Annotated in this window: 21 protein-coding genes; 8 read left to right on the top strand and 13 right to left on the bottom strand. The window is 58.0% G+C overall.

What is annotated here, in order from left to right; translation table 11 throughout:
• Nucleotides 1-30: 30 nt before the first annotated feature.
• The 5 genes from tsaD to C8N45_RS17850 all read right to left on the bottom strand — a co-directional run bounded on the left by tsaD (nt 31) and on the right by C8N45_RS17850 (nt 4,201).
• Entirely contained in the window at nt 31-1,023 is a 993-nt protein-coding gene (gene tsaD / locus C8N45_RS17870; protein WP_108387625.1) for a tRNA (adenosine(37)-N6)-threonylcarbamoyltransferase complex transferase subunit TsaD, read from the bottom strand.
• Nucleotides 1,016-1,630, bottom strand: coding sequence for an L-threonylcarbamoyladenylate synthase (locus C8N45_RS17865; RefSeq protein ID WP_211095483.1), 615 nt, complete (start codon nt 1,628-1,630; stop codon nt 1,016-1,018). The genes tsaD and C8N45_RS17865 overlap by 8 nt, the downstream gene beginning before the upstream one ends.
• A 25-nt stretch (nt 1,631-1,655) precedes the next feature.
• Complete coding sequence (locus tag C8N45_RS17860) at nt 1,656-2,300, bottom strand: hypothetical protein (protein ID WP_108387624.1); 645 nt, start codon at nt 2,298-2,300, stop codon at nt 1,656-1,658.
• Nucleotides 2,300-2,800 carry a tRNA (adenosine(37)-N6)-threonylcarbamoyltransferase complex ATPase subunit type 1 TsaE gene (gene tsaE, locus C8N45_RS17855; protein ID WP_168769516.1) on the bottom strand — a complete coding sequence of 167 codons (501 nt, stop codon included), beginning with the start codon at nt 2,798-2,800 and terminating at the stop codon, nt 2,300-2,302. The genes C8N45_RS17860 and tsaE overlap by 1 nt, the downstream gene beginning before the upstream one ends.
• 312 nt (nt 2,801-3,112) lie before the next feature.
• Nucleotides 3,113-4,201 (bottom strand): OmpA family protein, encoded by a 1,089-nt coding sequence (locus tag C8N45_RS17850; protein ID WP_245882729.1) that lies wholly within the window; start codon nt 4,199-4,201, stop codon nt 3,113-3,115.
• Nucleotides 4,202-4,463: 262 nt separating this feature from the next.
• Between C8N45_RS17850 and C8N45_RS17845 the strand changes: the two genes are divergently transcribed.
• Nucleotides 4,464-5,138 (top strand): hypothetical protein, encoded by a 675-nt coding sequence (locus tag C8N45_RS17845; protein WP_133176007.1) that lies wholly within the window; start codon nt 4,464-4,466, stop codon nt 5,136-5,138.
• A gap of 60 nt (nt 5,139-5,198) precedes the next feature.
• Here the strand turns inward: C8N45_RS17845 and C8N45_RS17840 are convergent, their stop codons facing one another.
• From C8N45_RS17840 to C8N45_RS17810, 7 genes are all read right to left on the bottom strand, one after another.
• A complete protein-coding gene (locus C8N45_RS17840) occupies nt 5,199-6,341 on the bottom strand; it encodes a Gfo/Idh/MocA family protein (protein WP_108387620.1) in 1,143 nt (380 codons plus the stop codon).
• Between the two features lie 4 nt (nt 6,342-6,345).
• Nucleotides 6,346-7,398, bottom strand: coding sequence for a sugar phosphate isomerase/epimerase family protein (locus C8N45_RS17835; protein ID WP_108387619.1), 1,053 nt, complete (start codon nt 7,396-7,398; stop codon nt 6,346-6,348).
• A gap of 18 nt (nt 7,399-7,416) precedes the next feature.
• Nucleotides 7,417-8,712, bottom strand: coding sequence for a xylose isomerase (xylA, locus tag C8N45_RS17830; protein ID WP_108387618.1), 1,296 nt, complete (start codon nt 8,710-8,712; stop codon nt 7,417-7,419).
• The gene (locus tag C8N45_RS17825) at nt 8,705-9,772 is read right to left on the bottom strand and encodes a LacI family DNA-binding transcriptional regulator (RefSeq protein ID WP_108387617.1); all 1,068 of its coding nucleotides are present in this window, start codon (nt 9,770-9,772) and stop codon (nt 8,705-8,707) included. Before C8N45_RS17825 ends, xylA begins: the two co-directional genes overlap by 8 nt.
• 92 nt (nt 9,773-9,864) lie before the next feature.
• Complete coding sequence (locus C8N45_RS17820; protein WP_108387679.1) at nt 9,865-11,163, bottom strand: multicopper oxidase family protein; 1,299 nt, start codon at nt 11,161-11,163, stop codon at nt 9,865-9,867.
• A 295-nt stretch (nt 11,164-11,458) separates the two neighbouring features.
• Nucleotides 11,459-13,105: a sulfatase-like hydrolase/transferase gene (locus tag C8N45_RS17815; RefSeq protein WP_108387616.1), complete on the bottom strand. Its 1,647-nt coding sequence runs from the start codon at nt 13,103-13,105 to the stop codon at nt 11,459-11,461.
• On the bottom strand, nt 13,102-13,611 hold the full coding sequence (locus C8N45_RS17810) for a MarR family winged helix-turn-helix transcriptional regulator (protein ID WP_133176006.1): 510 nt from the start codon (nt 13,609-13,611) through the stop codon (nt 13,102-13,104). The genes C8N45_RS17815 and C8N45_RS17810 overlap by 4 nt, the downstream gene beginning before the upstream one ends.
• 181 nt (nt 13,612-13,792) lie before the next feature.
• Here C8N45_RS17810 and C8N45_RS17805 point away from each other — a divergent pair, with 181 nt between their 5' ends.
• Complete coding sequence (locus C8N45_RS17805) at nt 13,793-14,845, top strand: TAXI family TRAP transporter solute-binding subunit (RefSeq protein WP_108387614.1); 1,053 nt, start codon at nt 13,793-13,795, stop codon at nt 14,843-14,845.
• Between the two features lie 59 nt (nt 14,846-14,904).
• Nucleotides 14,905-17,205, top strand: coding sequence for a TRAP transporter permease (locus tag C8N45_RS17800; protein WP_108387613.1), 2,301 nt, complete (start codon nt 14,905-14,907; stop codon nt 17,203-17,205).
• 117 nt (nt 17,206-17,322) lie between these two features.
• Here C8N45_RS17800 and C8N45_RS17795 read toward each other — a convergent pair whose 3' ends face one another.
• Entirely contained in the window at nt 17,323-18,720 is a 1,398-nt protein-coding gene (locus C8N45_RS17795) for a pyridoxal phosphate-dependent decarboxylase family protein (RefSeq protein ID WP_108387612.1), read from the bottom strand.
• A 154-nt stretch (nt 18,721-18,874) separates the two neighbouring features.
• Between C8N45_RS17795 and C8N45_RS17790 the strand changes: the two genes are divergently transcribed.
• The 5 genes from C8N45_RS17790 (at nt 18,875) to C8N45_RS17770 (ending at nt 23,452) form a co-directional block, all read left to right on the top strand.
• The gene (locus C8N45_RS17790) at nt 18,875-19,636 is read left to right on the top strand and encodes a fumarylacetoacetate hydrolase family protein (RefSeq protein WP_108387611.1); all 762 of its coding nucleotides are present in this window, start codon (nt 18,875-18,877) and stop codon (nt 19,634-19,636) included.
• 117 nt (nt 19,637-19,753) lie between these two features.
• Nucleotides 19,754-20,797, top strand: a complete 1,044-nt coding sequence (locus C8N45_RS17785; RefSeq protein WP_168769515.1) for a formate dehydrogenase subunit gamma — start codon at nt 19,754-19,756, stop codon at nt 20,795-20,797.
• Entirely contained in the window at nt 20,794-21,444 is a 651-nt protein-coding gene (locus C8N45_RS17780) for a hypothetical protein (RefSeq protein ID WP_108387609.1), read from the top strand. Before C8N45_RS17785 ends, C8N45_RS17780 begins: the two co-directional genes overlap by 4 nt.
• A gap of 10 nt (nt 21,445-21,454) precedes the next feature.
• A complete protein-coding gene (locus C8N45_RS17775) occupies nt 21,455-22,756 on the top strand; it encodes a (Fe-S)-binding protein (protein ID WP_108387608.1) in 1,302 nt (433 codons plus the stop codon).
• A 96-nt stretch (nt 22,757-22,852) separates the two neighbouring features.
• Complete coding sequence (locus C8N45_RS17770; RefSeq protein ID WP_245882728.1) at nt 22,853-23,452, top strand: hypothetical protein; 600 nt, start codon at nt 22,853-22,855, stop codon at nt 23,450-23,452.
• The last annotated feature ends 41 nt before the right edge of the window (nt 23,453-23,493 follow it).

The following is a 23,493-nucleotide window of genomic DNA, read 5'->3' as shown; positions in this document are numbered from 1 at the left end:
CCTGTTATGGCATGTTTTTCGTGAAATGCCTTAGGCATCCCCCAAACGCAGGTTTGGCTTCGGTTCCAGCCCTGTCTGGATATCCTGATCGAGATAGTCCCACGTCGCCAACGCAATCATGGCGGCATTGTCAGTGGCCCATTTGAGCGGCGGCAGACACAGGCAAACCCCTTCTTTTGTCGCGATGTCCTGCATCGCCTGCCGGACTTGCGGGCTCGCTGCCACGCCCCCCACGACAGCGAAACTGGCCGGTTTGTATTCTTTGATGGCCCGCGTCACTTTGGTGGACAGGACCGCAAGGCATGACGCCACAAATGAAGCAGACACGTCGTTGACGTCAAAATCAGGATTGTTTTCCAAATGGCGGGCAACGCTGGATTTCAGTCCCGAGAATGAAAACTCATAGCCTTCCTTGATCATCGGCTTCGGGAAGCGGATCGCAGGGTTGCCCTGCTTTGCGCAAATGTCCACCGCCGGTCCGCCGGGCATGCCCAAGCCCAGCATCCGGGCCACCTTGTCATAGGATTCACCAACAGAGTCGTCGCGTGTCGTGCCCAGCAATTCAAACGACCATTTGTCTTTTGAATAGGCCAACAGCGTATGGCCCCCCGACACCAGCAGAACCAACGCGGGATAGGTCAAACGCTTTTCCTCCAGATCGACGCTGCGCAGATGGCCGCGCAGGTGATTGATCCCGATGGCAGGCTTGCCCCAGGCAAAGCTAAGTGCCTGCACGGTCGACAGCCCCACCAGCAAGGACCCGATCAGCCCCGGCCCGCGGGTCACGCCAATGGCCTTGATGTCCGCCAGCAACACGCCTGTTGCGCCAAGCACACTGTCTACCGTGGGCAGGATCGCCTCCAGGTGGGCGCGGCTTGCAAGCTCCGGATAGACGCCACCAAATTCGGCGTGAATGTCAAACTGGGCGACAGTTTTCGCGCCTGCGACATTGCCGTCGCGGTCCACCAGCGCAATCGCCGTATCGTCGCAGGAGGTTTCAATTCCAAGGACAAAGTCAGTCATGCTGTACGTCAACCAGTTGCGTGATGTTCGCCCGCGGGATGGCGCCTTGCCGTTCGATAGTCACCGGATCGTGGCGACAGTTCACCAGCGTGGATGGCACATCTGACGACACTGCCCCTTCAACCACAAAATCAGGCGCGCCATTCAGCTGTGCCAACACGTCCGCCGCATTTGTGGCGGTCGGCGCACCATGCAGGTTGGCACTGGTGACAAGCAATGGCCCCACTCTTGTCAGCAAAGTCAGCAACACCGCATTGTCGGGAATACGCACCGCGACTTCATCACGATCAGACAGCCAGGCGGGGGCAACGCTCTTGTCCAGTTCGCCGACGATGGTCAGCGCACCGGGCACCAAATCGCTGGCAAGAAGGCGCGTGATCCGGTCGTTCAGTTTCATCCCCAACTGCACAATCTGCCCCTGATCGGCAACCATGACAGGCAGGGACCGCGCCCGGGGCCGCTGCTTGAGTCGGTAAAGCTTGTCAACCGCGTCACCGTCGCTTGGCAGAACGGCAAGGCCGTAAACCGTATCCGTTGGCAGCAAGACAACGCCGCCATTGCGCAGGCTGGCAATTGCTTTTTCAACATCGGTCATATCATCAGTCATCGGGTTCATTTCCATAGCAATAGGATCACAGATAGTGCGCCTCAAGACTTTCCGTAATGGGGAAAACCCGCGCCGCCCCGCGCGAGGGGTGATCCACACTACGGGCGAACAATAAAAATGACAGCATCGAAGCCGCATTCGCGACCGAGGGCGGTGCGATCCCCACATCATCGGGACCAAACTTGAACTTGCCCGCAAAAACGGCGCTATCGCGCGTCCGCGTCACAAGATCCAGAACCGCCTGCTTTTCCAGAAAGGCGAAATCATGCAACCGGCCATCTTCAAAGCGCCCGACATAGAAATGCGGGCGGGCGGCATGCCGGATGCAAATGACAGGCCTGTCGGTGCTGCGGGCCACATGCGAGCCGATCAGTGAAAAGGCATTGACCCCTGTGACGGCTATGCCCTTGGCATAGGCCAAGGCATTGGCAAATGCGGCAGTCGTGCGGGTCGCCCCTAACCCGCCCGGACCAACATCAACAAAGATTTCGCCCATATCGTCAAGCGATTGGCCAAGTTGCGATCTGGCGGACTCAAGATGCTCGAGCACATTGCGTGATGCGGTCAGGGAACTGTCCACACTGCTGTCAAAGAGCAAACGCTCGCCTTCGGCGATACCCACGCCAAGCTGGCCAGACGAATTCTGCAAAAGAAGTGTTAGTTGGGCCATCAGTCCGCGGATTCCGTTTTCAAAGCGCCGATCACATCCGGCCACCGCCTGCCAACATGGGATATCTCGAAGATGCGCGCATCATCAGCATCATCAGCGAATGCAATCGAAATTTGAAGATATTCATCAAATGCGGGCGCGATCCGGGACCCCCATTCGATCAGGCAGATTGACTCGTCAATCTGTGTATCAAGGCCCAGATTGTAAAACTCCTGCGCATCTGAAAGCCGGTAGGCATCCACATGCAGCACATCGCAGATGGCGGTCTGGTAAATGTTGGCGATTGTATATGTCGGGCTTGAAACATGATCGTCAGTCTTCAGACAATCTACCAAGGCCCTGACAAAGAATGTCTTGCCAGCCGCCAGTGCGCCATCCAGCAGCACAATATCGGACGGCCCCAGATGCGGGGCAAGCGCCTGTGCAAGGCGCACGGTCGCCTCCTCGCTGTCAATCGACAGCGAAAGCACATCAGACGGGGGCGGCGATTTTGCATCCACGGGGCATAATCCAGATAGCTGGGCGAATGAGCGCCCTTTTAGGGATTGTTGCCGGGCTTGAAAAGCAAGGAAAAGCCGGCTCGGTTGCGGCAATCAGATGGCCATTGCGTTTCAACCTGCCAGACGGCGGCGCACATATCAGTTTCTTGTGGCCAAAAGTATCCTGGGGGTCCGGGGGCAACGCCCCCGGTCGGTCGGCTTGCAGCGCAAGCCGAAACAAAGGTCATCGCGTTCCAGCGGTATCACGCGCCGCAAATGCCGGGCAGTCTTTGGCTGGCGCACCGGATCAAGGGGGCGCCAGCTTGGTTGGGCTTATTCGCTTTCGACAACCGTAAATTCGATCCGGCGGTTGCGCCGTTTGTTCTCGGCTGAATCGTTTGGCACAAGCGGCGATGCCTCACCGAAACCAACAGAGGTGATGCGTTCTGCATCGGTACCAACGTCCAGCAGATAGGCCCGCACTGACTGCGCCCGCGCCTCTGACAGCGACTGGTTCAGCGCAGCACTCCCGTCAGAATCCGTATGCCCACCGATCTGAATAACCAGATCCGGGCAGCGCGCGATGATCCCGGCAATACTGTCAAGCAATGAACCACTGGTATCGTCCAAAGCCGCACTGCCGCGCGCAAAATTGATGTTGTCGGTCCGCGACATGATCTCGAAACGGCCCTTGCAGGCTTCCACGGAAAAGTCGCCTTCTTCTTCCATCGCCACCGTGTCAAATCCGGTTTCCTGCGCGATGGCCGCTGTGGTTGCTGCATATTCCTCTGCCGAAGCTGCGCGATCGAAGGTAAAGTCGAACGTCACAGTTGCAGATGGAATAATAACGACCTTGGCCGCGTCCTCCAGTTTGGCGACACCCGCATCCAGGTTGAAGTCTGCGGTCGGCAGCGAAATCGGCGTGGCTGACGTTACCGAAACCTTGTCGTCACCCAGCAATGTCACCGCAATTTCGGCTTCGCGGGTGGATGACACACCATGCAATTCAATCGTATACGATGTCGTAAAGACCTTGCGCCGCACCTCTTCCAGATCGGCCAGCTGTGCTGGGTCAATCTGCATCGTGATCACGGCCTCGGGAAACTGGAATGTTTCAAACAACAAGAAGCGCATGCGCACATTGCGCAAATCAACCTTTGTATCAACCGAGTCCAGCAAAACACGCACAGTGGCAAAGCCAGAGTCATCAATCGTGCCGATATAGGTCCCGAATGTGCTGGATTCGACCTTTGTAACGTTTTTCACAGACTGGAACCGCAGCGCCGATGTTTCATTGTCCATGATCCATCCCGGCGCGAAAATATTATCTTGCGCCATGATGGATTGAGGCACCGTCAGCAAAAGCCCTGCTACGAGCGCGGACCGCCAGTCGGTAATTTTCGGAAATTTCCCTTGTAACACTCTGTCTCTCCAAATGAGGCGTCAGCCTATCGTTGACGATTGCATGCTGCGTCCTGCGCAAAATCCACCCAGGAGGAGGATACCTCGGGCCAACAATGTTGCTGGATTCGCTTCAATACTGTAAAATCGAATAAATTTGGCGACAATATGTTCATAATCTGACAATGCCGTTGAACATATTGCAATGTTCCAGCTAGCATTACCTTATAGTTTTGAATGCTGACAGATGATAAACCGTGTGACGCGGTTTTTGGAGGTACGAATGGTAAAGCTAAACACTGCTCTGTGTGGTGCACTACTACTGTCAATCAGCATTGCTGAGGCGGGGGAACGGCCAACAGTGGTCAGCGACACGTCGATCAAAACGCTGAAACCCATTCTGATCAACCAAGCCGATGAACTGGCCGCCTGGCAGCAGATCGAAAATGGTGCCACGTCGACAGATATCCTGATGTTCCTGAATAAATACCCACAAAGTGAATTCGCGTCACAAGCCAGAGATCTCTTTGTTGACGCTCTGGCTGCAGAACGCGGCTCACAAAACGCCGAACCCGATGTCGCGGAAACCATGCCAGCAACGCAAGAACCGCAGGCCCAGGACGAAGCTGGAGTTAGGGCCGAGAGCACGCCAACCGCAGAGCCTGTGGCCGTGTCATTTTCAGCGCCGTTGACCCAAGGCGATGCTGCGATTGTTGGAAAGTCACTGGAAGAGTTGATCAAAGGCAGCCCGCTTTTCCCGCCTGTCGAAGGGCTTCCCGAAAGTTACTGGAAGAACGAAGAGTGTTCGGCCTGCCATCAGTGGGAGCAAGCTAACCTGTGCACGCAGGCGAACACCTATCTGTCCGAGGCCGGATCGGCCAATCTGACAAAACAGCACCCCTACGGCGGCACGTTCAAACAAAACTTGCGTGTCTGGGCTGACGGTGGATGCGAATAGCGGATCACGGGCAGGTTGCCCCGCTTGGGTATGTTGACCGCAACGGGGATTCCCCGTGCGTCACAGTCGCTCCCAGCCTGCGTTTTCCGCCGAGGACTGCACACACGCCGCGATAAAAGCCATCCCGTCCAGTCCAGCCTGTATGCCGGGTAAAAGTGCAGTTTCTTCTGGCAAAGGCTTGCCATCGCGCAACGCCGCGATGGCGTCGGCAGCACCGCTGTAGATGTTAGCAAACCCTTCCAGATAGCCTTCGGGATGGCCGCCGGGGATGCGCGACATGGCAGCCGCCTGCGGGCCTGACCCTGCCCCGTTGCGGGTCAGCAGGCGTTTGGGTTCGCCAAAGGGCGTATGCCATAGGTAATTGGGGTCTTCTTGGCACCACTCCAGCCCGCCGGTTTCGCCAAAAACGCGCAATTTCAGGCCGTTTTCATGCCCGGGCGCCACCTGACTTGACCACAACATGCCCCGCGCGCCGCCGTCGAATCGCAACATGATATGCGCGTTGTCGTCAAGCAGACGCCCCGGCACAAAGGAGTGCAGATCAGCGGCCAGTTCAGTGGCCTGCAGACCCGTCACGAAACAAGCCAGATTATAGGCGTGCGTGCCGATATCCCCAATTGATCCGCCTGCACCCGACCGCGCGGGATCAGTCCGCCATTCGGCCTGCTTCAGCCCGGTATCTTCCTGCGCGATCGTCAACCAATCCTGCGGATATTCAACTTGCACAACACGCAACTTGCCTATCTCGCCCGCCGCAATCATCGCCTGCGCCTGCCGGACCATCGGGTAGCCGGTGTAATTGTGGGTCAGGAAAAACAGCGCCTCTGACGCTTCCACCGCAGCGGCCATCGCCTGCGCATCTTCCATGGTCGCAGTCAGCGGTTTGTCACAGATCACGTGAATGCCGCGGTCAAGAAACGCCTTGGCGGGGGGAAAATGCATGTGGTTCGGGGTGACAATCGCGACCGCATCAATCCCGTCGGGGCGGGCTGCCTCTGCTGCGGCCATTTCCGCGAAATCGGCATAGCAGCGGTCAGCATCCAAGCCCAGCGCGGCCCCTGAAGCCTTTGATTTCTCGGGCGTGGATGACAGCGCCCCCGCGACCAGTCGCCAGCGGTCATCAATGCGGCTGGCAATCCGGTGGACCCCGCCGATGAACGCATCGTTTCCGCCGCCAACCATGCCAAGTTTCAATTGTGCCATCTGATCAAATCCCCAGCATCTTGCGGTTGGCCGCGTCGTCTGTACCTGCACCGGCAAAATCGTCAAATGCGCGCTCGGTCACGCGAATAATGTGATCCTTGACGAATTGCGCACCTTCGCGGGCACCGTCCTCGGGGTGTTTGATCGCACATTCCCACTCAACCACGGCCCAGCCGTCGAAGTCATTTGCGGCCATCTTGGAAAAAATCGCCGCGAAATCCACCTGTCCATCGCCAAGTGACCGGAAGCGGCCTGCGCGGTCAACCCACGACTGATAGCCGCCATAGACGCCCTGTTTGCCGGTTGGGTTAAACTCCGCATCCTTGACGTGGAACATCTTGATCCGGTCCTTGTAGATGTCGATGTTGTCCAGATAATCCAGACATTGCAGCACATAATGCGACGGATCGTACAGCATGTTGCAGCGCCCGTGATTGTCGAGCCGTTCAAGGAACATCTCGAATGTGATACCGTCGTGCAGGTCTTCGCCGGGGTGGATTTCATAGCAAAGGTCCACGCCCATTTCATCAGCATGGTCCAGGATCGGACGCCAGCGCGCGGCAAGCTCGTCAAAGGCGGCCTCGACCAAACCGGCGGGGCGTTGCGGCCACGGATAGATGTAGGGCCACGCCAGAGCACCCGAAAAGGTCGCCTGCGACCCTATCCCCAGATTGCGTGACGCCGTGAGGGCCAGTTTGACCTGCTCGACCGCCCACGCCTGACGGGCCTTGGGATCACCCTGCACGGCGGGCGCTGCAAAACCGTCAAACGCTGTATCATAGGCCGGATGCACGGCCACGAGCTGCCCTTGCAGATGGGTGGACAATTCTGTGATCTCGATACCGTTTGCCCGCGCCTGCCCTGCGATTTCATCGCAGTAATCCTTGCTGTCAGCTGCTTTTTGCAGGTCGAACAGCCGCCCGTCCCAGCTTGGGATCTGGACCCCTTTATAGCCGCAATCAGCCGCCCATTTCGTAATGCCGTCCCAGCTGTTGAAAGGGGCTTCGTCCCCTGCGAACTGCGCAAGGAACAGGGCGGGGCCTTTAATGGTTTTCATACATACTCTCCCAAATGCTTAAACGTATCGGTTTACAATGTTTTCCAGAATTTCCTGACGGCCAGACACAGGCTGCGGGTCAAGGCCGCGACTCTCGGCGTAGTCCGCAATCTGTTCAAGCGTCTTGCCTTCGACCAGATGATCGCTGGTTTCCCAACCTGCATATCTTTCGCGGCGCGGCGCTTCCAGCGCATCATCGGCCAGCATAGCATAGGCCGCCTTGAGCCCGCGTGCGCAGATGTCCATGCCGCCGACATGCGCCGCAATCAAATCAACAGGATCAAGGGACTGGCGGCGCAGCTTGGCATCAAAGTTGGTGCCACCTGTGGTAAAACCACCTGCCTTGAGTACCTCGTAATAGGCAAGTGCGGCCTCGGGAGCGTTGTTGGGAAACTGGTCCGTATCCCAGCCGGACTGGTAATCGTTGCGGTTCATGTCGATGCTGCCGAAAATGCCCAAGGTTCGTGCCATCGCCAATTCATGCTCGAACGAATGTCCAGCCAGAATGGCGTGTCCTTGTTCAACATTCACCTGCACTTCTTCCTCAAGCCCGAACCGTTTGAGGAAACCATAGACGGTCGCGACATCATAGTCATACTGGTGTTTGGTGGGTTCCTGCGGCTTGGGCTCGATCAGGATCGCCCCTTTGAAGCCGATCTTGTGCTTATAGTCGACAACCATCTGCAAGAAGCGGCCCATCTGCTGCAACTCACGGTCCAGATCGGTGTTAAGCAGCGTCTCGTAGCCTTCGCGCCCACCCCACAGAACGTAATTTTCTCCGCCCAGCCGGTGGGTCACATCCATGCAGGATTTTACAGTGCTGGCGCAATAGGCAAACACATCCGGGTCGGGGTTTGTGCTGGCCCCGGACATGAACCGCCGGTTGGAAAACATGTTTGCGGTGCCCCAGAGCAGCTTTGGTCCGCCATTTTCCATCTTTTCCTGAACGTAGTCGGCCATTTCGTTCAGCCGGTCATGGCTTTCCTTTAGGCTAGCCCCTTCGGGGCGAATATCGTGGTCATGAAAGCACCAAAACGGCACGCCCAGAATTTTGAACATGTCAAAGGCAGCATCTGCCTTGCGTTTCGCCAAATCCATCGTATCGGCAGGAAACCATGGCCGGTCAAAGGTTTGCCCGCCAAAGGGGTCATTACCTTCCCAGACGAAATTATGCCAATAGCACACCGCGAAACGCAGGTGGTCCTGCATGGATTTACCACCGAGCATTTCCTGCGGATCATAGTGGCGAAAGGCCAGACCTTTGGCTTGCGGATCATAGGTTACAGGGGCGATATCTTGAAAGTAGCTAGTCATTTGAAGGCATCCAGTCTGTTTCTTTGGGTGTATCGGGCAAGTTTTCACACAGGTATATTGCAGGCGTGATGACTGGTGCGGGGGTCGGCAGCGCCTCGCCATCGACCAGCAGCCGCATGGCGTCCATTGTCCGGGTGATGATCTCTTTTGGCTTTTGGTCAATGACGGCATCGACGAGCCCTGCCTCAAGTGCTGTCCGTGCATTGGGCAAGAGTTCATGGATGACCATAAAAGGGCGGTCACGGCCTGTGATCCCTCTGATCCAGGCGACCAGTCCGTCGTTGCCTGCGCCCATGTTATAGACACCCGTCAGGTTGGGATGTGCACGCCATATGTCGTCAAGCTCGCGGTGGATCGTCGCCGCCTCGTCACGGCTTGTCACCGGCTCCAGAAGGGTGATCTGGGGAAAGTGCGCCTGCATGATTTCGAGAAAGCCGCTTAACCGCTGGATGTGGTCATGGGCGCGGCTTGTGCCGATAATGGGCAGCACAAGCCCGGGCTGGCGGCCGTGGCACAGCCCCATCATGCGGCCAGCGGTTTTGCCCGCCACATAGTTGTCGATGCCGACATATGCGTCACGGGACGCCGCGTCGATATCCGACACCAGCGTGACCAATTTGACACCCTGCGCGCGGACACGCTGCACCGCCGCGTTAACGGCGGGTGTATCCAGCGCCACAACGCAGGCGCAATCAACGGTCGCCGGGTCGATGCGCGCCAGCGCTTCAATCAGGGCCTTTTCCGAAAAGGCAGGCAATCGTGTTGTGGTGACCGCGATGCGCAACAGATTTGGCCGTTGTGCATGTGATTGCAGGGCGCTGTAGAGACTGTGAAAGAAATCGTTGTGATCCTCGGGTAGCAGGAAAAGAAACCTGTAGACCCGCTTGCGCGCCAGATTTGCGGCGCTCACGTCGCGCGCGTAACCCAATTGCTTGATCGCCGCTTGCACTCGCAGCACAGATTTTTGCGACACCCCGCCGCGCGCATTCACCACACGGTCCACCGTCGCATAGCTGACGCCCGCGGCCTCTGCCACATCGTGCAATGTCGCGAATGCCATTGCTTTCCTCCCTGATGCGTGCAGCTTGGGAGCAAAAATGATAGACGTCAATCATTTTTTGAAAGACGCCTGTCAATTGCTATTTCGGGCGGTCAGGCCACCGACACCCAGGTCTTCATGCCGCCGACCTGATGGCTGAGCATGTGACAATGCAAAAGCCACTTTCCGGGGTTGTCAAAAACGCACAGGATGTCCCGGCTTTCCCCGGCACTGACAAGCGTTGTGTCACGCAAATCCCCAAGTGCACCATCTGGGCCGACCTCAAAGAAATGATGCCCATGCAGATGGATGCCATGCGCAAAACTGGTGTCGTTGACCAAGGTGATCCGTGCTGTTTCGCCCTGTGTGAAAGTCCCAAACGGGTCGGCAGGCAGGTCGGAAACATTGTTGAAGGCCCAGATGTTGTCACCACCATGGCGGCCCCCCATGGCACCGCCCATCATGGTCAGGGTCAAATGCTGTGCAGGCTCCGCAGGTTGTGGCAAACCATGCGGCGGCAGCGGCGGAACAGGCGCTTGCGTCCGGTTTGCATTTGTTCCAACAGGAACAAGTTCAGCTAACAGATACGGGTCTTGCCGTGTGATCATGTCGAACGTCACGCGACCGGTGACATCAACGATCAGATCAACCCGTTGGGCAGGCGCCAATATCAGGTCAGACAACGGGCGCGGTGTCGCAAGCGCCATGCCATCCAGTGCCACGATCTGTCCGCTCACGCCGCCAACAGTGACAGGGAAAATACGATTTGTTGCCGCGTTGATCAGCCGGAACCTGACGCGGTCCCCGATCTGCACGTCCTGCCCGGACAGGAACGCTTTGGCATAATTGCCCATGTAACCGCCATGGGCGACAGAATGGCGGTTGGCGAAATCACCGACCAGCGTCCCGTCTTCCTGCATCATCCAGTCAGAGATCAGCACTGTGATATCGCGGTCAACATCCGGCGGCGTGTCTTCTTCTATAATGAGTGGCCCCATCATGCCCAGCGCAACCTGCTCGTGCGACAGGTAATGCGAATGATACCAGAATGTGCCCGCATCCGGCGGCACAAAGCTATAGGTGTGCGTGGCCTTAGGCGGAATGGTCTTTTGGGTCAGCATGGGCACGCCGTCCATCCGGTTGTCCAGTCGGATACCATGCCAATGTATCGCGGTGCCGTCCTCCAGACCATTTTCGACCGCGACCGTCAGTGGCTGGCCCCGCCGAACCCGCAATTCGGGCCCCGGCATGGAGCCGTTAAAGCCAAGCATTCTGGTCGCTCCGTCACCCGGGGGCAGGATTTGTTTGATGACGGGCTCGGCCCTGAGCTGATAGCGGGCCGGGGCTGCCAGAACCCCGCACGGGACAATTGCAGCTGCGGCAGCGGACCCGAGGAAATGGCGTCTGTTCATGATAATCCCCAATTTGGCCATGTCAGTGTTGACGATAGTACGGCGGTCACGTTCGATACCACAAGACACCACTGCACGAAAATGGATGTGGCAAGATGCCCTGCCGCAGGGTCCGGTTCGCTCCATCATCAGGATGGCCAAGACCTGTGCTGACCTCGCTTTGATCTGTGTGGCCACCTTTGTTTCGCCTTGCTTTGCAAGCCGACAGGCCGGGGGCTTTGCCCCCGGACCCCCAGGATACTTTTGGCCATAAGAAATAGCCAGAAGTGGGCCGGTTGCGGCCGGCCGTCGCTGTTCAGGGGCGGCCGTGTGGCTGCAGGCTGTCGAAGGCTTTTCCTGTCGCGTCTTTGTATTCGCCTTCGTCCCAGAAGCCGATCAGGATGCCTGATTCCGCTGCTGTCTTTTGCCCCGCAAGTACGGCAGGCGTAGCCGTTATTCTGCTATGGTGGCGCGTTGACCAGCTGAGCAATGCAGCGTCCATCCGGATTCTGACCGCGTCATGTGCGGGGTCTGTTGATGCCCCGAGGTCGGTCAGTTCGGACGGGTCGGTCGCAAGATCGAACAGAACCGGGCGGAACCCTTCACAGCGCACGTATTTCCAGCGCCCGTCGAAGATCATCACGGTGCGCGCGTCCTCTTGGGGTACATTCAGCGAACGCGCCATTTCGGACCAGTGGTAGTCATGTTCGCTGATCACATAATTGCGCGAGAAGCCGTCTTGCCCATGCAACAGGGGGGTCAGATCGCGCCCTTCGATCACATGTGGCTTGGCGCGGCAGCCCAGCGCGTGCATGAATGTCGGCGCCAGATCAATCATTTCAACCAGTGCGTCGGATGCGGTCCCACGAGTGCCGTCCGCTTGCGGGCGCGGGTCGGCGATGACCAGCGGCACTTTGACCGCCATCTGGTGATAAAAATCCTTGTCGCCCATCCAGTGATCGCCCATGTAATCGCCATGATCGGATGTTACGGCGATAATCGTATTTTCGGTCAGCCCCTTTGCATCCATCCATGCAAACAGGCGCCCCAGATTGTCATCAAGCTGTTTGATCAGACCCATGTAAGCCGGAATCACATGTTCACGGACGTGATCCCGCGAAAAGCTTTTGCAGACGCGCGCGTCCAGATAGGCCCGCATCAGCGGGTGATCGGTGTCACGCTCTGCATCGGAACGCACCGGGGGGATGATATGGCTCTGGTCGTACATGTCATGATATGGGGCGGGCACGATGTAGGGCCAGTGTGGTTTGATATAGGACAGGTGGCACACCCACGGCGCATCACCCTGCATCGCGGATTGCATGAAATCCATCGCCCGGTTGGTCATATAGGCGGTTTCGGAATGTTCTTCGGGAATGTTTGCGGCCAGACGCGAATTTTTCAAAAGCCATGCCGACAACAGGTTGCCATCCGTATCCAGCCCGGAATTTGCGAAATCTTCCCATGGGTTGTCGGATGTGTAGCCATGCGCAACAAGGTAGTCATCGTAGGCAGACCAGCGCTGTCGCGGGCTGTCGGGGTGCAATCCATCGTCACGCTCGAACGGTTCAAACCCGCATTCGGACACGCGCACGCCGATGTCACTGCCCGGATCGATCCCCAGCCATGCCATCCCTTCCGCATCTGCGGTCATGTGGGTTTTGCCGACCAGAACCGCGCGCGCGCCTGCTTCGCGCAGATGGTCGCCCAACGTCGGCTCTCCTACCCGCAAGGGCATGCCATTCCAGGTTGAACCATGGCTGCGCACGTATCGTCCAGTATAGGCTGACATCCGCGACGGGCCACAAACCGGCGATTGCACATAGGCGTTGGTGAAGCGCACACCGCGTGCCGCCAGTGCATCGATATGGGGTGTGTGCAGATGCGGGTGCCCGTAACAGCTGAGGTAGTCGAACCGCAGTTGATCAGCCATGATCCACAGGACATTGGGGTTGTCACTCATTTCACTGTCTCCATCTGCAAAAGGTCTTCGACGGGTCGGCGCAGGAAATCATCAAGGCGATCAAGGAATCCGATAAAAACGGCGATTTCAGCGTCGGTGAATTCTTCGCGCAGGGCGGCGCGCCTGCGTGCCATGATCGGTGCAGCCTTTGCATAAGCATCAGCGCCTTTTTCGGTCAAAGTGACAATTATCTGCCGTGCGTCCTCGAGGCCGCGCGTCATGGTGACATATCCTTTGTCGCGCATCTGGGGCAGTGCGCGACTGAGCAGCGAATGATCGGTGCGCTGGATGTTTGCCAAATCGCGTATTGTCATTGGACCTGCCTCGTGCAGGTCCCACAAGGTCCGCCATTCGACAATCGAAAGGTCACCGCCATGCTGAAGGAACCGCCGCCCCTGAACGCGCGATGCCGCATAGGCCGCGGGAAGCCGCACGAAGATGTTGGAGTCTTCCTGCGCCCTGCGTTTTTGCAGCCGCTTGGCATCAATTGGTGCGTCTTCCGACATGAAAATCTCCTCCTGCGATGCTGCAGTCCATGAATGACAGCCTGCCGCTTTGCCACCCCGATAAAGCCCCAAAAAATTATACGTGACAAGTCATATATTTTCTGCAAGCTTGAGGGTGCGGCCTGAAAATTGCCGCACACGGCTTTGGAGGAAGGCGTGATTATCAGGGAGGATACCAATTATGAGAACACTGCTTTTTGGAGCGACGCTTGCGCTGTTGCCCTTGTCTGCTGTGGCGCAAGCCACGTTGACAGCCGAAACAACGACCCCCGGCTCGACACCGCATTACATTGACACCACGCTTGCAGCGATTCTGGAAAGTGCGGGCGTTGCCAGTCTTCAGATAACCGAGGGTGCCACCCTGACCAATTCAGTGCAGGCCGTGGCCGAAGGCCAGCTTGATATGGCGCCAGCCCCGCTGATCCTGCCGTTTCTGCTGTCGCGGGGGATTGGCCCCTATAGTGGCATCGGTGCCGAAGAAGGCGCAAAGCTGGCAGACAATATTCGCGTGATCTTTTTCAACGCAGGGTCTGCGCAGATCTTTGGCTACTACAATAGCAATCCTGTTGAAGATATCACGAAACTGGACGGGCTCCGCATCTGGAACGGGCCCCCGCGCGGGGCTGCGCTGACCTCCGGGCGCGCACTGGTCCAGTTGTTTTCGGGGCTCAAGGATGGTGAGGGATATGAGGGCGTACAAAACCCGTGGCCTGATACTGTTTCGTCCATTACCGGTGGTGGCGTGGACGCGTGGACAATTCCCGAAGGCCTGCCATCGGGGCGCCAGATCGCCATCGCGGCGGCAGGTGGGACGACGCTTTTTGACGTGCCCTCGGACCTGCTGAACAGCGAATTGGGGCAGCAGATCCTCGCTGCTCCTGGCCATGCACCCTATTCAGTGCCCGTTGACGAATTCCGTAAAGCCTACGCAGGCAACGATATTACCGTCGTGACTGACGATGATACATTTGACAGCTTTGCCACAGCCTTTGGACAAATCGTCAACGCCGATCTGGACGAAGAGTTGGTGTATAATATCACCAAAGCCTTTCTTGAGGGTGAAGAGCGTTTCGTGACCAGTTCGCCGCGCGGTCCTTTCCTGAATATGAGCTTTGGGGACATCGACGGTCCTAGTCAGGGCGCTTGCGGTGCGGTGCAGGTCAAGATGCACCCCGGTGCGATCCGCGCCTTTGAAGATGCGGGCCACACGGTCGCTGACTGTTTGCGCCCCTAAGGCACTGACCATCCATCTGCGGGGTTCGGCTGATGCCGACCCCTTTTGGAGCCATACCAATGACAAATCCTGTTGTACGCCGCCCTTTGGGTCAACGTATTGCGCTTGTGCTGGCCTTTTTTCTCGTCGTGGTCGGGCTTGTCAACACGATGCCCGAAATCGCGGGGCTTCAGGATTGGGTGCGCGCGGCCACGGGCCAGCCGTTTTTTCGCATCTCCGGCTTTCCGCCCGAATTTTTCTATCCGCCTGTCTTCCTTGTCATGATGGTGATCGTTGCGCTGGATGCCAGTGTTTACCGCGCATGGAAGGCCGAAAAGCCGCATTTGGCATGGCTGGGCCTGCTGCTGGATGCGGGCCTGATCCTTGCGGCATTTCTGGGTGCGTTCGGCTATCTGGTCGAGATCGACTCGGTTTGTCTGATTGACCAGATCACCGGCGAGCGCGCGCGGTTGATACAGGATGCCGCCGAACGCTCTGCCGGGGTGATACCGGGGATGTCCTTCGATGCGGAAGTGCCCGCCTGTCAGGCCCGGTTCGGGGTCTGGACGATCCCGTTGCTTTTCACGATCATCACCCTGTTTTTCCTCTATAATGTGCGGGTCTGGGGATTGCCGCTCGTTATCGTCGCCAGCATCGTCGTGGCCTATACGGTCGGTACCGCGCTGATCTGGATGTTTGATCTGTCGGACAATAATTTCCTGCTGACCAAGCTGGGTGCTGACGGCGGCGACGTGATGGGGGCCGCGATCCAGAAGGCGACGAATGTCTTTATCACGCCGGATGGCTTTATGGGCCGTTTCATGGATATCGTCGTCAATCAGGTCTTTCCGTACGTCATTCTGGGGGCGCTCTTTGGCACCTCTGCGGGGGGCACATCACTCATCAAACTGGCGGTGCGGCTGACACGCCGTTTGCGCGGTGGTCCCGCACATGCGGCGATCGTCTCATCAGCGATGTTCGGCACGATCACCGGCGGTCCGGTGACAAATGTGCTGTCCACCGGGCGGTTGACCATCCCCATGATGCAGCGCAATGGCTTTTCGCCGCAGTTCGCAGGCGGGGTCGAGGCCGCAGCGTCCTCGGGGGGGCAGATCATGCCACCGGTCATGGGTGTTGCCGCCTTTGTTCTGGTCGCGCTGACTGGCGTGCCCTACACCAAGGTGATCACCGCCGCATTGCTCCCTGCTCTGGCCTTTTTCTTTTCGATCTTTCTGGCAGTGATGTTTCAGGCCCGCCGCGAACGCGTCGCGGCCATGAAAGATATCCCCGACGATCTGATCATGTCGCGTCAGGACTGGCTGAACCTTGTGATTATCATCGTGCCGATCCTGACCATTTTGGTGCTGCTTCTGGGTAGCAAAGATGCATTCGCTGGCAGTCTTGTCGGGCAGGTGCTGCCCGCTGGCGTAGTTCAGACCATGGTGAATGCCACCGGCGACGCTGTGTCGGCAGGCTGGTGGGCCGTTGCCGTGCTGTTGCCGCTTTTGTTTCTTGACCCGGACACACGGGCAAAACCATCAAAGGTCCTTGCCTCTCTCGCCGAAGGCGGCATTCTGATTTCGCGGTTATTTCTGCTTCTTTTTGCGGTTTCGATCATCTCGGCCTTTTTGAATGAAAGCGGGCTGACAGGCGAATTGACCCGCGCCGTGACATCATGGCTGGAGAAAGCGCAAGTCGTGACCCTGTTCGGGTTTGATATCCATATCGTCGGCGGCGTCTATCTGATGCTGGCGCTGACCTGCGCGATGATCTGCGCAATCATTCTGGGCATGGGGATGCCCACGGTGCCCGCCTATGTGAATGTCGCGCTGTTGTTGGGGCCACTGCTGGCCAATCTGGGTGTCAGCTTCTTCACGGCGAATATGTTCATCTTTTACTTCGCGGTCGCCTCGGCGATCACGCCGCCGGTGGCAATCGCAGCCTTTGCCGCCGCATCTATCACCCGGACCGAACCGATGCGCACAGGGGTCGCAGCTGTCAGGGTCGGGATCGTCCTGTTCACGATCCCCTTTGTCTTTGCATGGTATCCGGAACTGCTTTTGATCGAAGAGGCCGTGACCATCACCGACGAAAACGGCCGTCGCGCACTGATCGAAGGATACAGCGGGCAGGCGGACTGGGGGGCCCTGACACTACTTGGGATGCGCCTTGTGCTGGCGCTATATCTGATGGCATCGGCGTTGGCACGTTTTGACAAGGGGCGGATGCCGCCATGGGAAATGCTGTTGCGGCTCTTGGCGGCGGTGCTTGTGCTGTGGAAAACAGCCATGGTGATGTGGGTCGGGATTGGACTGGCGCTCTTGTTGATCGCTGCGCATTATTTGCTGCTGGAACGGCAAGCGAAACAGGTCGCTCCCTGATAGTGCAAGCGTATTTTCTCTTGCCAGATCATATTTCGTTTCCGACGCGTCCAGATTGGTCGTCCGCTCTTGCACCGCGCCAGATTGATAACAGCAATTGCAGGGTGGACCAGAGGGCTATTTCATCTTTGACCACACCTCGCCAATGACCGCACCGGCCATCACCACATCGTCACGTGTTGTGTCGAATTGCCCGACCTGAAAGCGGATGATCTTGCGGCCCTGAAATGCGCCTTGGGTCACATAGATGCGCCCGTCATCATTCAGCGCGTCCACCAGTCGCTGTTGTGTCGCATCATCGCCGGGGCAGCGGAACGAAAACAGGCTCAGGATCGGCTCTGTCACGATTTCGAAACCTTCTTTGGCGCGGATCACCTCGCACAGTTCGCCCGCCCATGCGACATGATTGCGGATGCGCGTCCGCAGTCCTTCAAGCCCGTATGACCGGATCAGGAACCAGATCTTAAGCGCGCGAAACCGGCGGCCAAGCGGGATCGTCCACTCCGAGTAATTCGTCACGCTCTCGCCCGTTGTGCGCAGGTATTCCGGTTCGATCTTGAGCGTATTCAACTGTGGCGCGGGGTCTTTGAGAAACTGTACAGAGCAGTCGAACTGTGCGCCCAGCCATTTGTGCGGGTTGAAGACGATGCTGTCGAAGCCATCGACATCAGCCCAGAAATCAGCACGGAATTCAGGGCAAATCATCGCCGCCCCGGCCCATGCCGCATCAAGATGGGTGTACAGATCCTCTTGTCTGGCAATTTCAAGGATCGGACCAAGTACATCGCAAGCGCCAATGCCGGTGCCGCCCGTGATCGCGATGATCCCGGCAGGCGTGTGACCGGCTGCGCGATCTGCCGTGATGGCTGCCTGCAACGCCGCCACATCCATTGCATATCGGGGGCCGTTCGTGGGGATTTTGACAAGGTTCGCCTGACCAATGCCAGCCACCCAGCAAGCCCGGTCGATGGATGAATGGACCTGATCGGAACAATAGATGCGCAATTGCCCCTTGTCCGACAACCCGTCGCGATTGCCGGTGTAACCTGTTGCACGTTCACGCATGGTCAGCACCGCCGACAGCGTGGCTGACGACGCGCTATCCTGAATGACGCCGGTGAACCCGTCAGCCAGCCCCAGCGCCTGCCGTAGCCAATCGACCATGACCCCTTCGACTTCGGTCGCGGCAGGTGATGTCTGCCACAACATGCATTGGGCCGCGACTGTCGTGACCAGCATCTCGGCCAGCATGGACGGGGGTGCGGCGTTGGCAGGAAAATAGGCAAAGAAACGCGGGTGCTGCCAATGGGTCATGCCGGGCATAACGATCGTTTCAAAGTCAGCCATGATGGCATCCATCGTCTCTGCGCCTTCAGGCGGGGACACGGGCAATTGTGCAGCAATCGCACCATGTGCCGTTTGCGCGCGCACCGGACGGTCCCGCAGGGACTTGTGATAGTTAGCCCCCCAGTCAGAGATATGCTTGCTCCAATGGGCGAACCCGTCCCAATCCATTTTGTCCCCTCCCTTGATGCAGCGGAAATCAATTATGGCCGATCAGTAGTGGACCGCCCCCATTGGTGCAACGCCCCGGTTGATTGTAACCTGTTGCAGCTGCATCTTGTTTCGGCTTAAGAATCGCGTCACCCGCAACCAAGGAGACGACAACATGAAATGGGGACGTGGCAAGACAGAGGACGGATTAACGATCACAGGTGTCATCGTGGATGAAACCTTCCACCCGCGCGCGCGCTTGGGGTCTGAAATCCCGGCCGGTGCCCCGATACCCCTGTCAAAGATCACATTGCTGACGCCGGTTGTGCCGGGCAAATTCATCGGCCTGTGGAACAACTACAAGGCCGCCGCTGAAAAAGGCGGGTTCGCGCACCCGACCCATCCGCTCTATTTTTTCAAGGCAGACAGTTCCCTGTCAGGCCCCGGCGCACAGGTCGCGCTGCCAGCCGCGGCAGGTCGCGTGGTATTCGAAGGGGAGTTGGGGATCGTCATCGGCAAAACCTGCAAGAATGTTACCCCCGACGAAGCAGAAAGCGCCATCTTCGGCTATACCTGTGTCAATGATATTACCTCGCTTGATATCCTGAACGCCGATCCGTCCTTTCCGCAGTGGACCCGCGCCAAAAGCTTTGACGGGTTCGGGGTCGTCGGACCGACCATCGAAACGGATATCGACTGGCAGGCATTGACCGTCAAAACGCGCGTGAACGGGCGCGAACGACAGTCCTACGAGACTGCGGACATGATCCTGCCCCCGGCCCGGATTGTCAGCCTGTTGTCGCAGGACATGACGTTGAACCCCGGTGATCTGATTGCCTGCGGCACATCGCTTGGTGCCCGCCCGATCAAGGCAGGCATGGAGGTCGAAGTTTCAATCGAAGGGATTGGCGGGGTCAGCGTGACCATGACAGAGTAGCGGTGTGCCCCACCCGAAAATTGATCTGAATCAATGACCCGCATCCGCGCGTTGATTAGGTATCCAGCCTAGCCGTTTTTTTGACGGAACCCCGTATCAATGCGCAGGAGAACATTCTTGGCAGCTTCACGAACGCAGGCTTTGCAGGGCTGCGCAACATGGTCACGCCTGACCATGCATGTGATTTGCTTGCTTGCCATGCTTTTCGTCATGGGCATCACGCATCAACTACAGGCCCAAGGCACAGCCCCGCCCTATCCGTTCGACGCAGGCCCCGAGAACACGCTGGGCAACCAAAGCGACAGCGATATTTGGCGCATGATCCGACAGGGCGCGGACGGCCTTCCCAGCAGCAGTGAGGTCGTGGACGGTGTTCTGATCAATGCCAACGGCGTGGGCTGGTCCGAGTTGCGCCGCGCCGAGGGGCCGCTGATCTGGTATGGCGGCCTGGGGCTTGCGGCGGTTATTGCCGCTGTCGTCCTGTTCTTTGTAATCCGCGGGCGCTTGCGCATTGACGGCGGCAGATCGGGCAAGACGGTTGCACGCTTTTCGCTCGTACAGCGTGTAGTGCATTGGATCATCGCCTGTTTGTTCTTGCTTTTGGGCGTCACGGGTCTGTTGCTTTTGTTCGGGCGCCCGCTCCTTATCCCGATAATCGGAAAATCTGCCTACAGCGTGTTTGCAACCGCATCAATGCAGGCCCACAATCTGTTCGGGCCGATTTTCATCGTCTCATTTATCGCACTGTTTTTCAGCTTTGTGCGTGGCAACCTGCCGTCTTTGTGTGACCTTCAATGGATCACGCGGGCGGGCGGCATGTTTGGCGGTCACGCCAGCGCAGGTCGCTATAATGCAGGTGAAAAGGCGTGGTTCTGGACGGCGACACTGGCTGGTATCACGCTGTCCGCCTCCGGGATTCTGCTGAGCTTTCCAGATGCATTGGGCACCCACGATCTGCTGCATTGGGCAGAACTGTCTCATGCGATTGCCGCCTTTGTCTTTATCGGCTTCGGGATTGGCCACATCTATCTGGGCACAATCGGAACCGAAGGCACGATCGAAGGCATGGTTAATGGCTGCGTCGATGAAAACTGGGCGCGCACCCATCACGACCTTTGGCTGGCTGACATGAAGTCCAGAGAAAAAGGGGCCGACGGATGAGCGCGATTGAGCTTCTGGAAGGGCCGCTTTGGCAGATCTCGCTTGGGATTTTCGTGGTGTTTGGCCTGTGGCGGCTCTTTGTGATCCTGACCACCGGGCGCACGCCCGTTCAGGCGCGGCCTGTCGGGTCCGTTGGTCTGGGTGCGGCGCGGGCTATTGTCGGGCATTTCGTGCCAAGGCGGGCTTTCTTCGGGCAAGGGCGGGTCTGGTTCGTGACGATCGCGGGCTATGCGTTTCACCTTGGACTGTTTGCGCTGTTGTTCTTTGCGGCCCCGCATGTGGCCTTTCTGCGCGACCATATTCTGGGCTTTGACTGGCCGGTCCTGCCCCGGTGGGGCTTTATCGTGGCTGCGCAATTTGCCTTTGCCGGATTGCTGGCGCTGTGGGTCCGGCGGTTTGTCGATCCGGTGGTGCGGCTGATTACACGTCCCGATGACCATATCGCGACGGGGTTGACCTTCCTTGTCATGCTCTCAGGCTGCACAGCGCTGGGCGAGCAGAGCGCAGTCCTGCGGGGTATTCATCTGGGCACGGTCGAAGCATGGTTGATCTATTTCCCGTTCAGCAGCCTGATGCACACATTCACGTGGCCGCTGTCGCGTGGGTTTACCGGCGCTTTGGCCGGGCGCCGCGGAACGCGTATGTAGGAGTGGCCCTATGACAGCCGACACTAAACCTTTCGACCAGCAGGGCGACACCCCCGACACGGTGCGTGTCGCGAATGCAATGGAAGGGTTCCTGTCCGAATTCGGGCCCCGCGCCGCCAGTTACATGAACGCCTGTGTGCGCTGTGGCCTGTGCGCAGAAGCCTGCCATTTCCATCTGGCCACAGGTGCCGCCAAATACACGCCCATCCACAAGATCAAGCCGTTCGAGGCCGCCTACAACCAGATGCAGGGCCCGTTCAGCTGGATCAAGCGGGCTGTCGGGATTGCACCCACGGTCAGCATTGAGGATTTACAGGACTGGGAAGAATTGATTTTCGATTCCTGCACGCTTTGCGGGCGTTGCACCCTTGCCTGCCCGATGGGGATCGACATCGCCGAGCTGGTGAAAGAAGCACGGCACGGGATGTACCGGGCCGGGCTGCTGCCGGACAGATTGGCGCAAATCGTAGGTCACGCCAGAACAAACCACAGCCCGTTCGGCACGCCGGAAGATTTTGTCAAAGCCCTCCGGGCAATTGAAACCGAGTTCGCGATCACCCTGCCGCTGGACAAACCCAAGGCCGATTTGCTGCTGACATTGGCGCCGGGGGATCTTGAAGAACATCGCAATTCGGTCGTTGGTCTGGCGCGTATTCTTGATAGCCTGAACATCGACTGGACCCTGTCATCACTTGCATTCGAAGCCACCAATTTCGGGTATCTGTCGGGTGATACAGAACTTCAGGGCTCACTAACCTGCCGCCTGATCGACAAGGCCCGCGAAATCGGGGCCACAACGATCTTGCTGCCGGAATGTGGGCACGCATGGGGTGCCCTGCGCTGGGAAGCGGCCCGCTGGTATGGGACGCCGATCAATGACATCCGCATCCTGCACACGTTGGAGCTTTTGGCCGAGAGGATACAGACGGGTGATATCCGCCTGCACCCGGTCGGGGAAAGCGCCACCTTTCACGACCCTTGCCAACAAGTGCGTCGCGGCGGGCTGGGGTGGGCACCGCGCGTTATTCTGGATGCGCTCGGGATGGAACTGCGCGAACTTGAGAACACGCAAGAGACGTCCTTTTGTTGCGGCGGCGGTGGTGGTGTTCTGGCCAATACCCGGGCCGCCCCACTGCGTGCGCAAGCGTTTGACATCAAGCGAAAGGAAGTCGAAGCCACAGGGGCCACGCATTTTGTCACCAGTTGCGGGCAATGCCGCCTGCAATTCGATCGCAGCCGCCAAGCGACCAACTGGGACAAAGAGGTGGAAAGCCTGCTTGAACTGGTCGCTGCCAATCTGCGCATCGATTGAGGTTATCTTTATAGAAACCCTGCATCCATAATGGACCGATTGGCGATTGGGGCCTATGGGTTACGAAACCGCCATGCTTTCAAGGACAAGATGACAATGACACAACCCAGGAAATCCGCCAGAGGCCTGCGTGCCATCGTCTTGCTGGCGCTTGTCGTGATGATAGGCGGCGCTGCTTTCCTCTATCAGGGCAATGGCATCTACATGTTGTCCCACCATATGTCTGGCGGTGGTCACATGCATGGCGCGGATGGCACCGGGCATGATGAAGTCAACATGCCCGGCCTGCGCGGCGAAAACGCAACAGCACAGGAAAGCGCGGAACTGGCAGCCATGTTTCGCAATTTTGAAACGATCACGCGCGAGGTCACAAACCTGCCCAACGGAATCCGCACGGTGACACGGTCCTCTGACCCTGATGTGATGGACCAGATGGTCAGTCACGTTGTGGGCATGATCGGACGGGTCGAGGCGCGCGACGACCCCGGGATATTTATTCAAAGCCCCACACTTGATATCTTTTTTGAACGGGGCGACAGGATCGAAACACAAATCGACATGACCGACGACGGCATTGAAGTTGTTCAGACGTCCGATGATCCTGAACTTGTCGCCGCGCTGCAAGAACATGCTGCCGAAGTCACCGATATGGCCGACCGGGGGATGCAGGCAGTACATGAAATGATGATGCAGTAGACGCGGCGTTGCACCAAAGGGTGAAAAACCTGCTCTTGCGG

It is taken from the genome of Yoonia sediminilitoris, assembly GCF_003058085.1.
Taxonomy (GTDB): Bacteria; Pseudomonadota; Alphaproteobacteria; order Rhodobacterales; family Rhodobacteraceae; genus Yoonia; species Yoonia sediminilitoris.
This window is presented reverse-complemented; position numbering and strand designations above follow the sequence as displayed.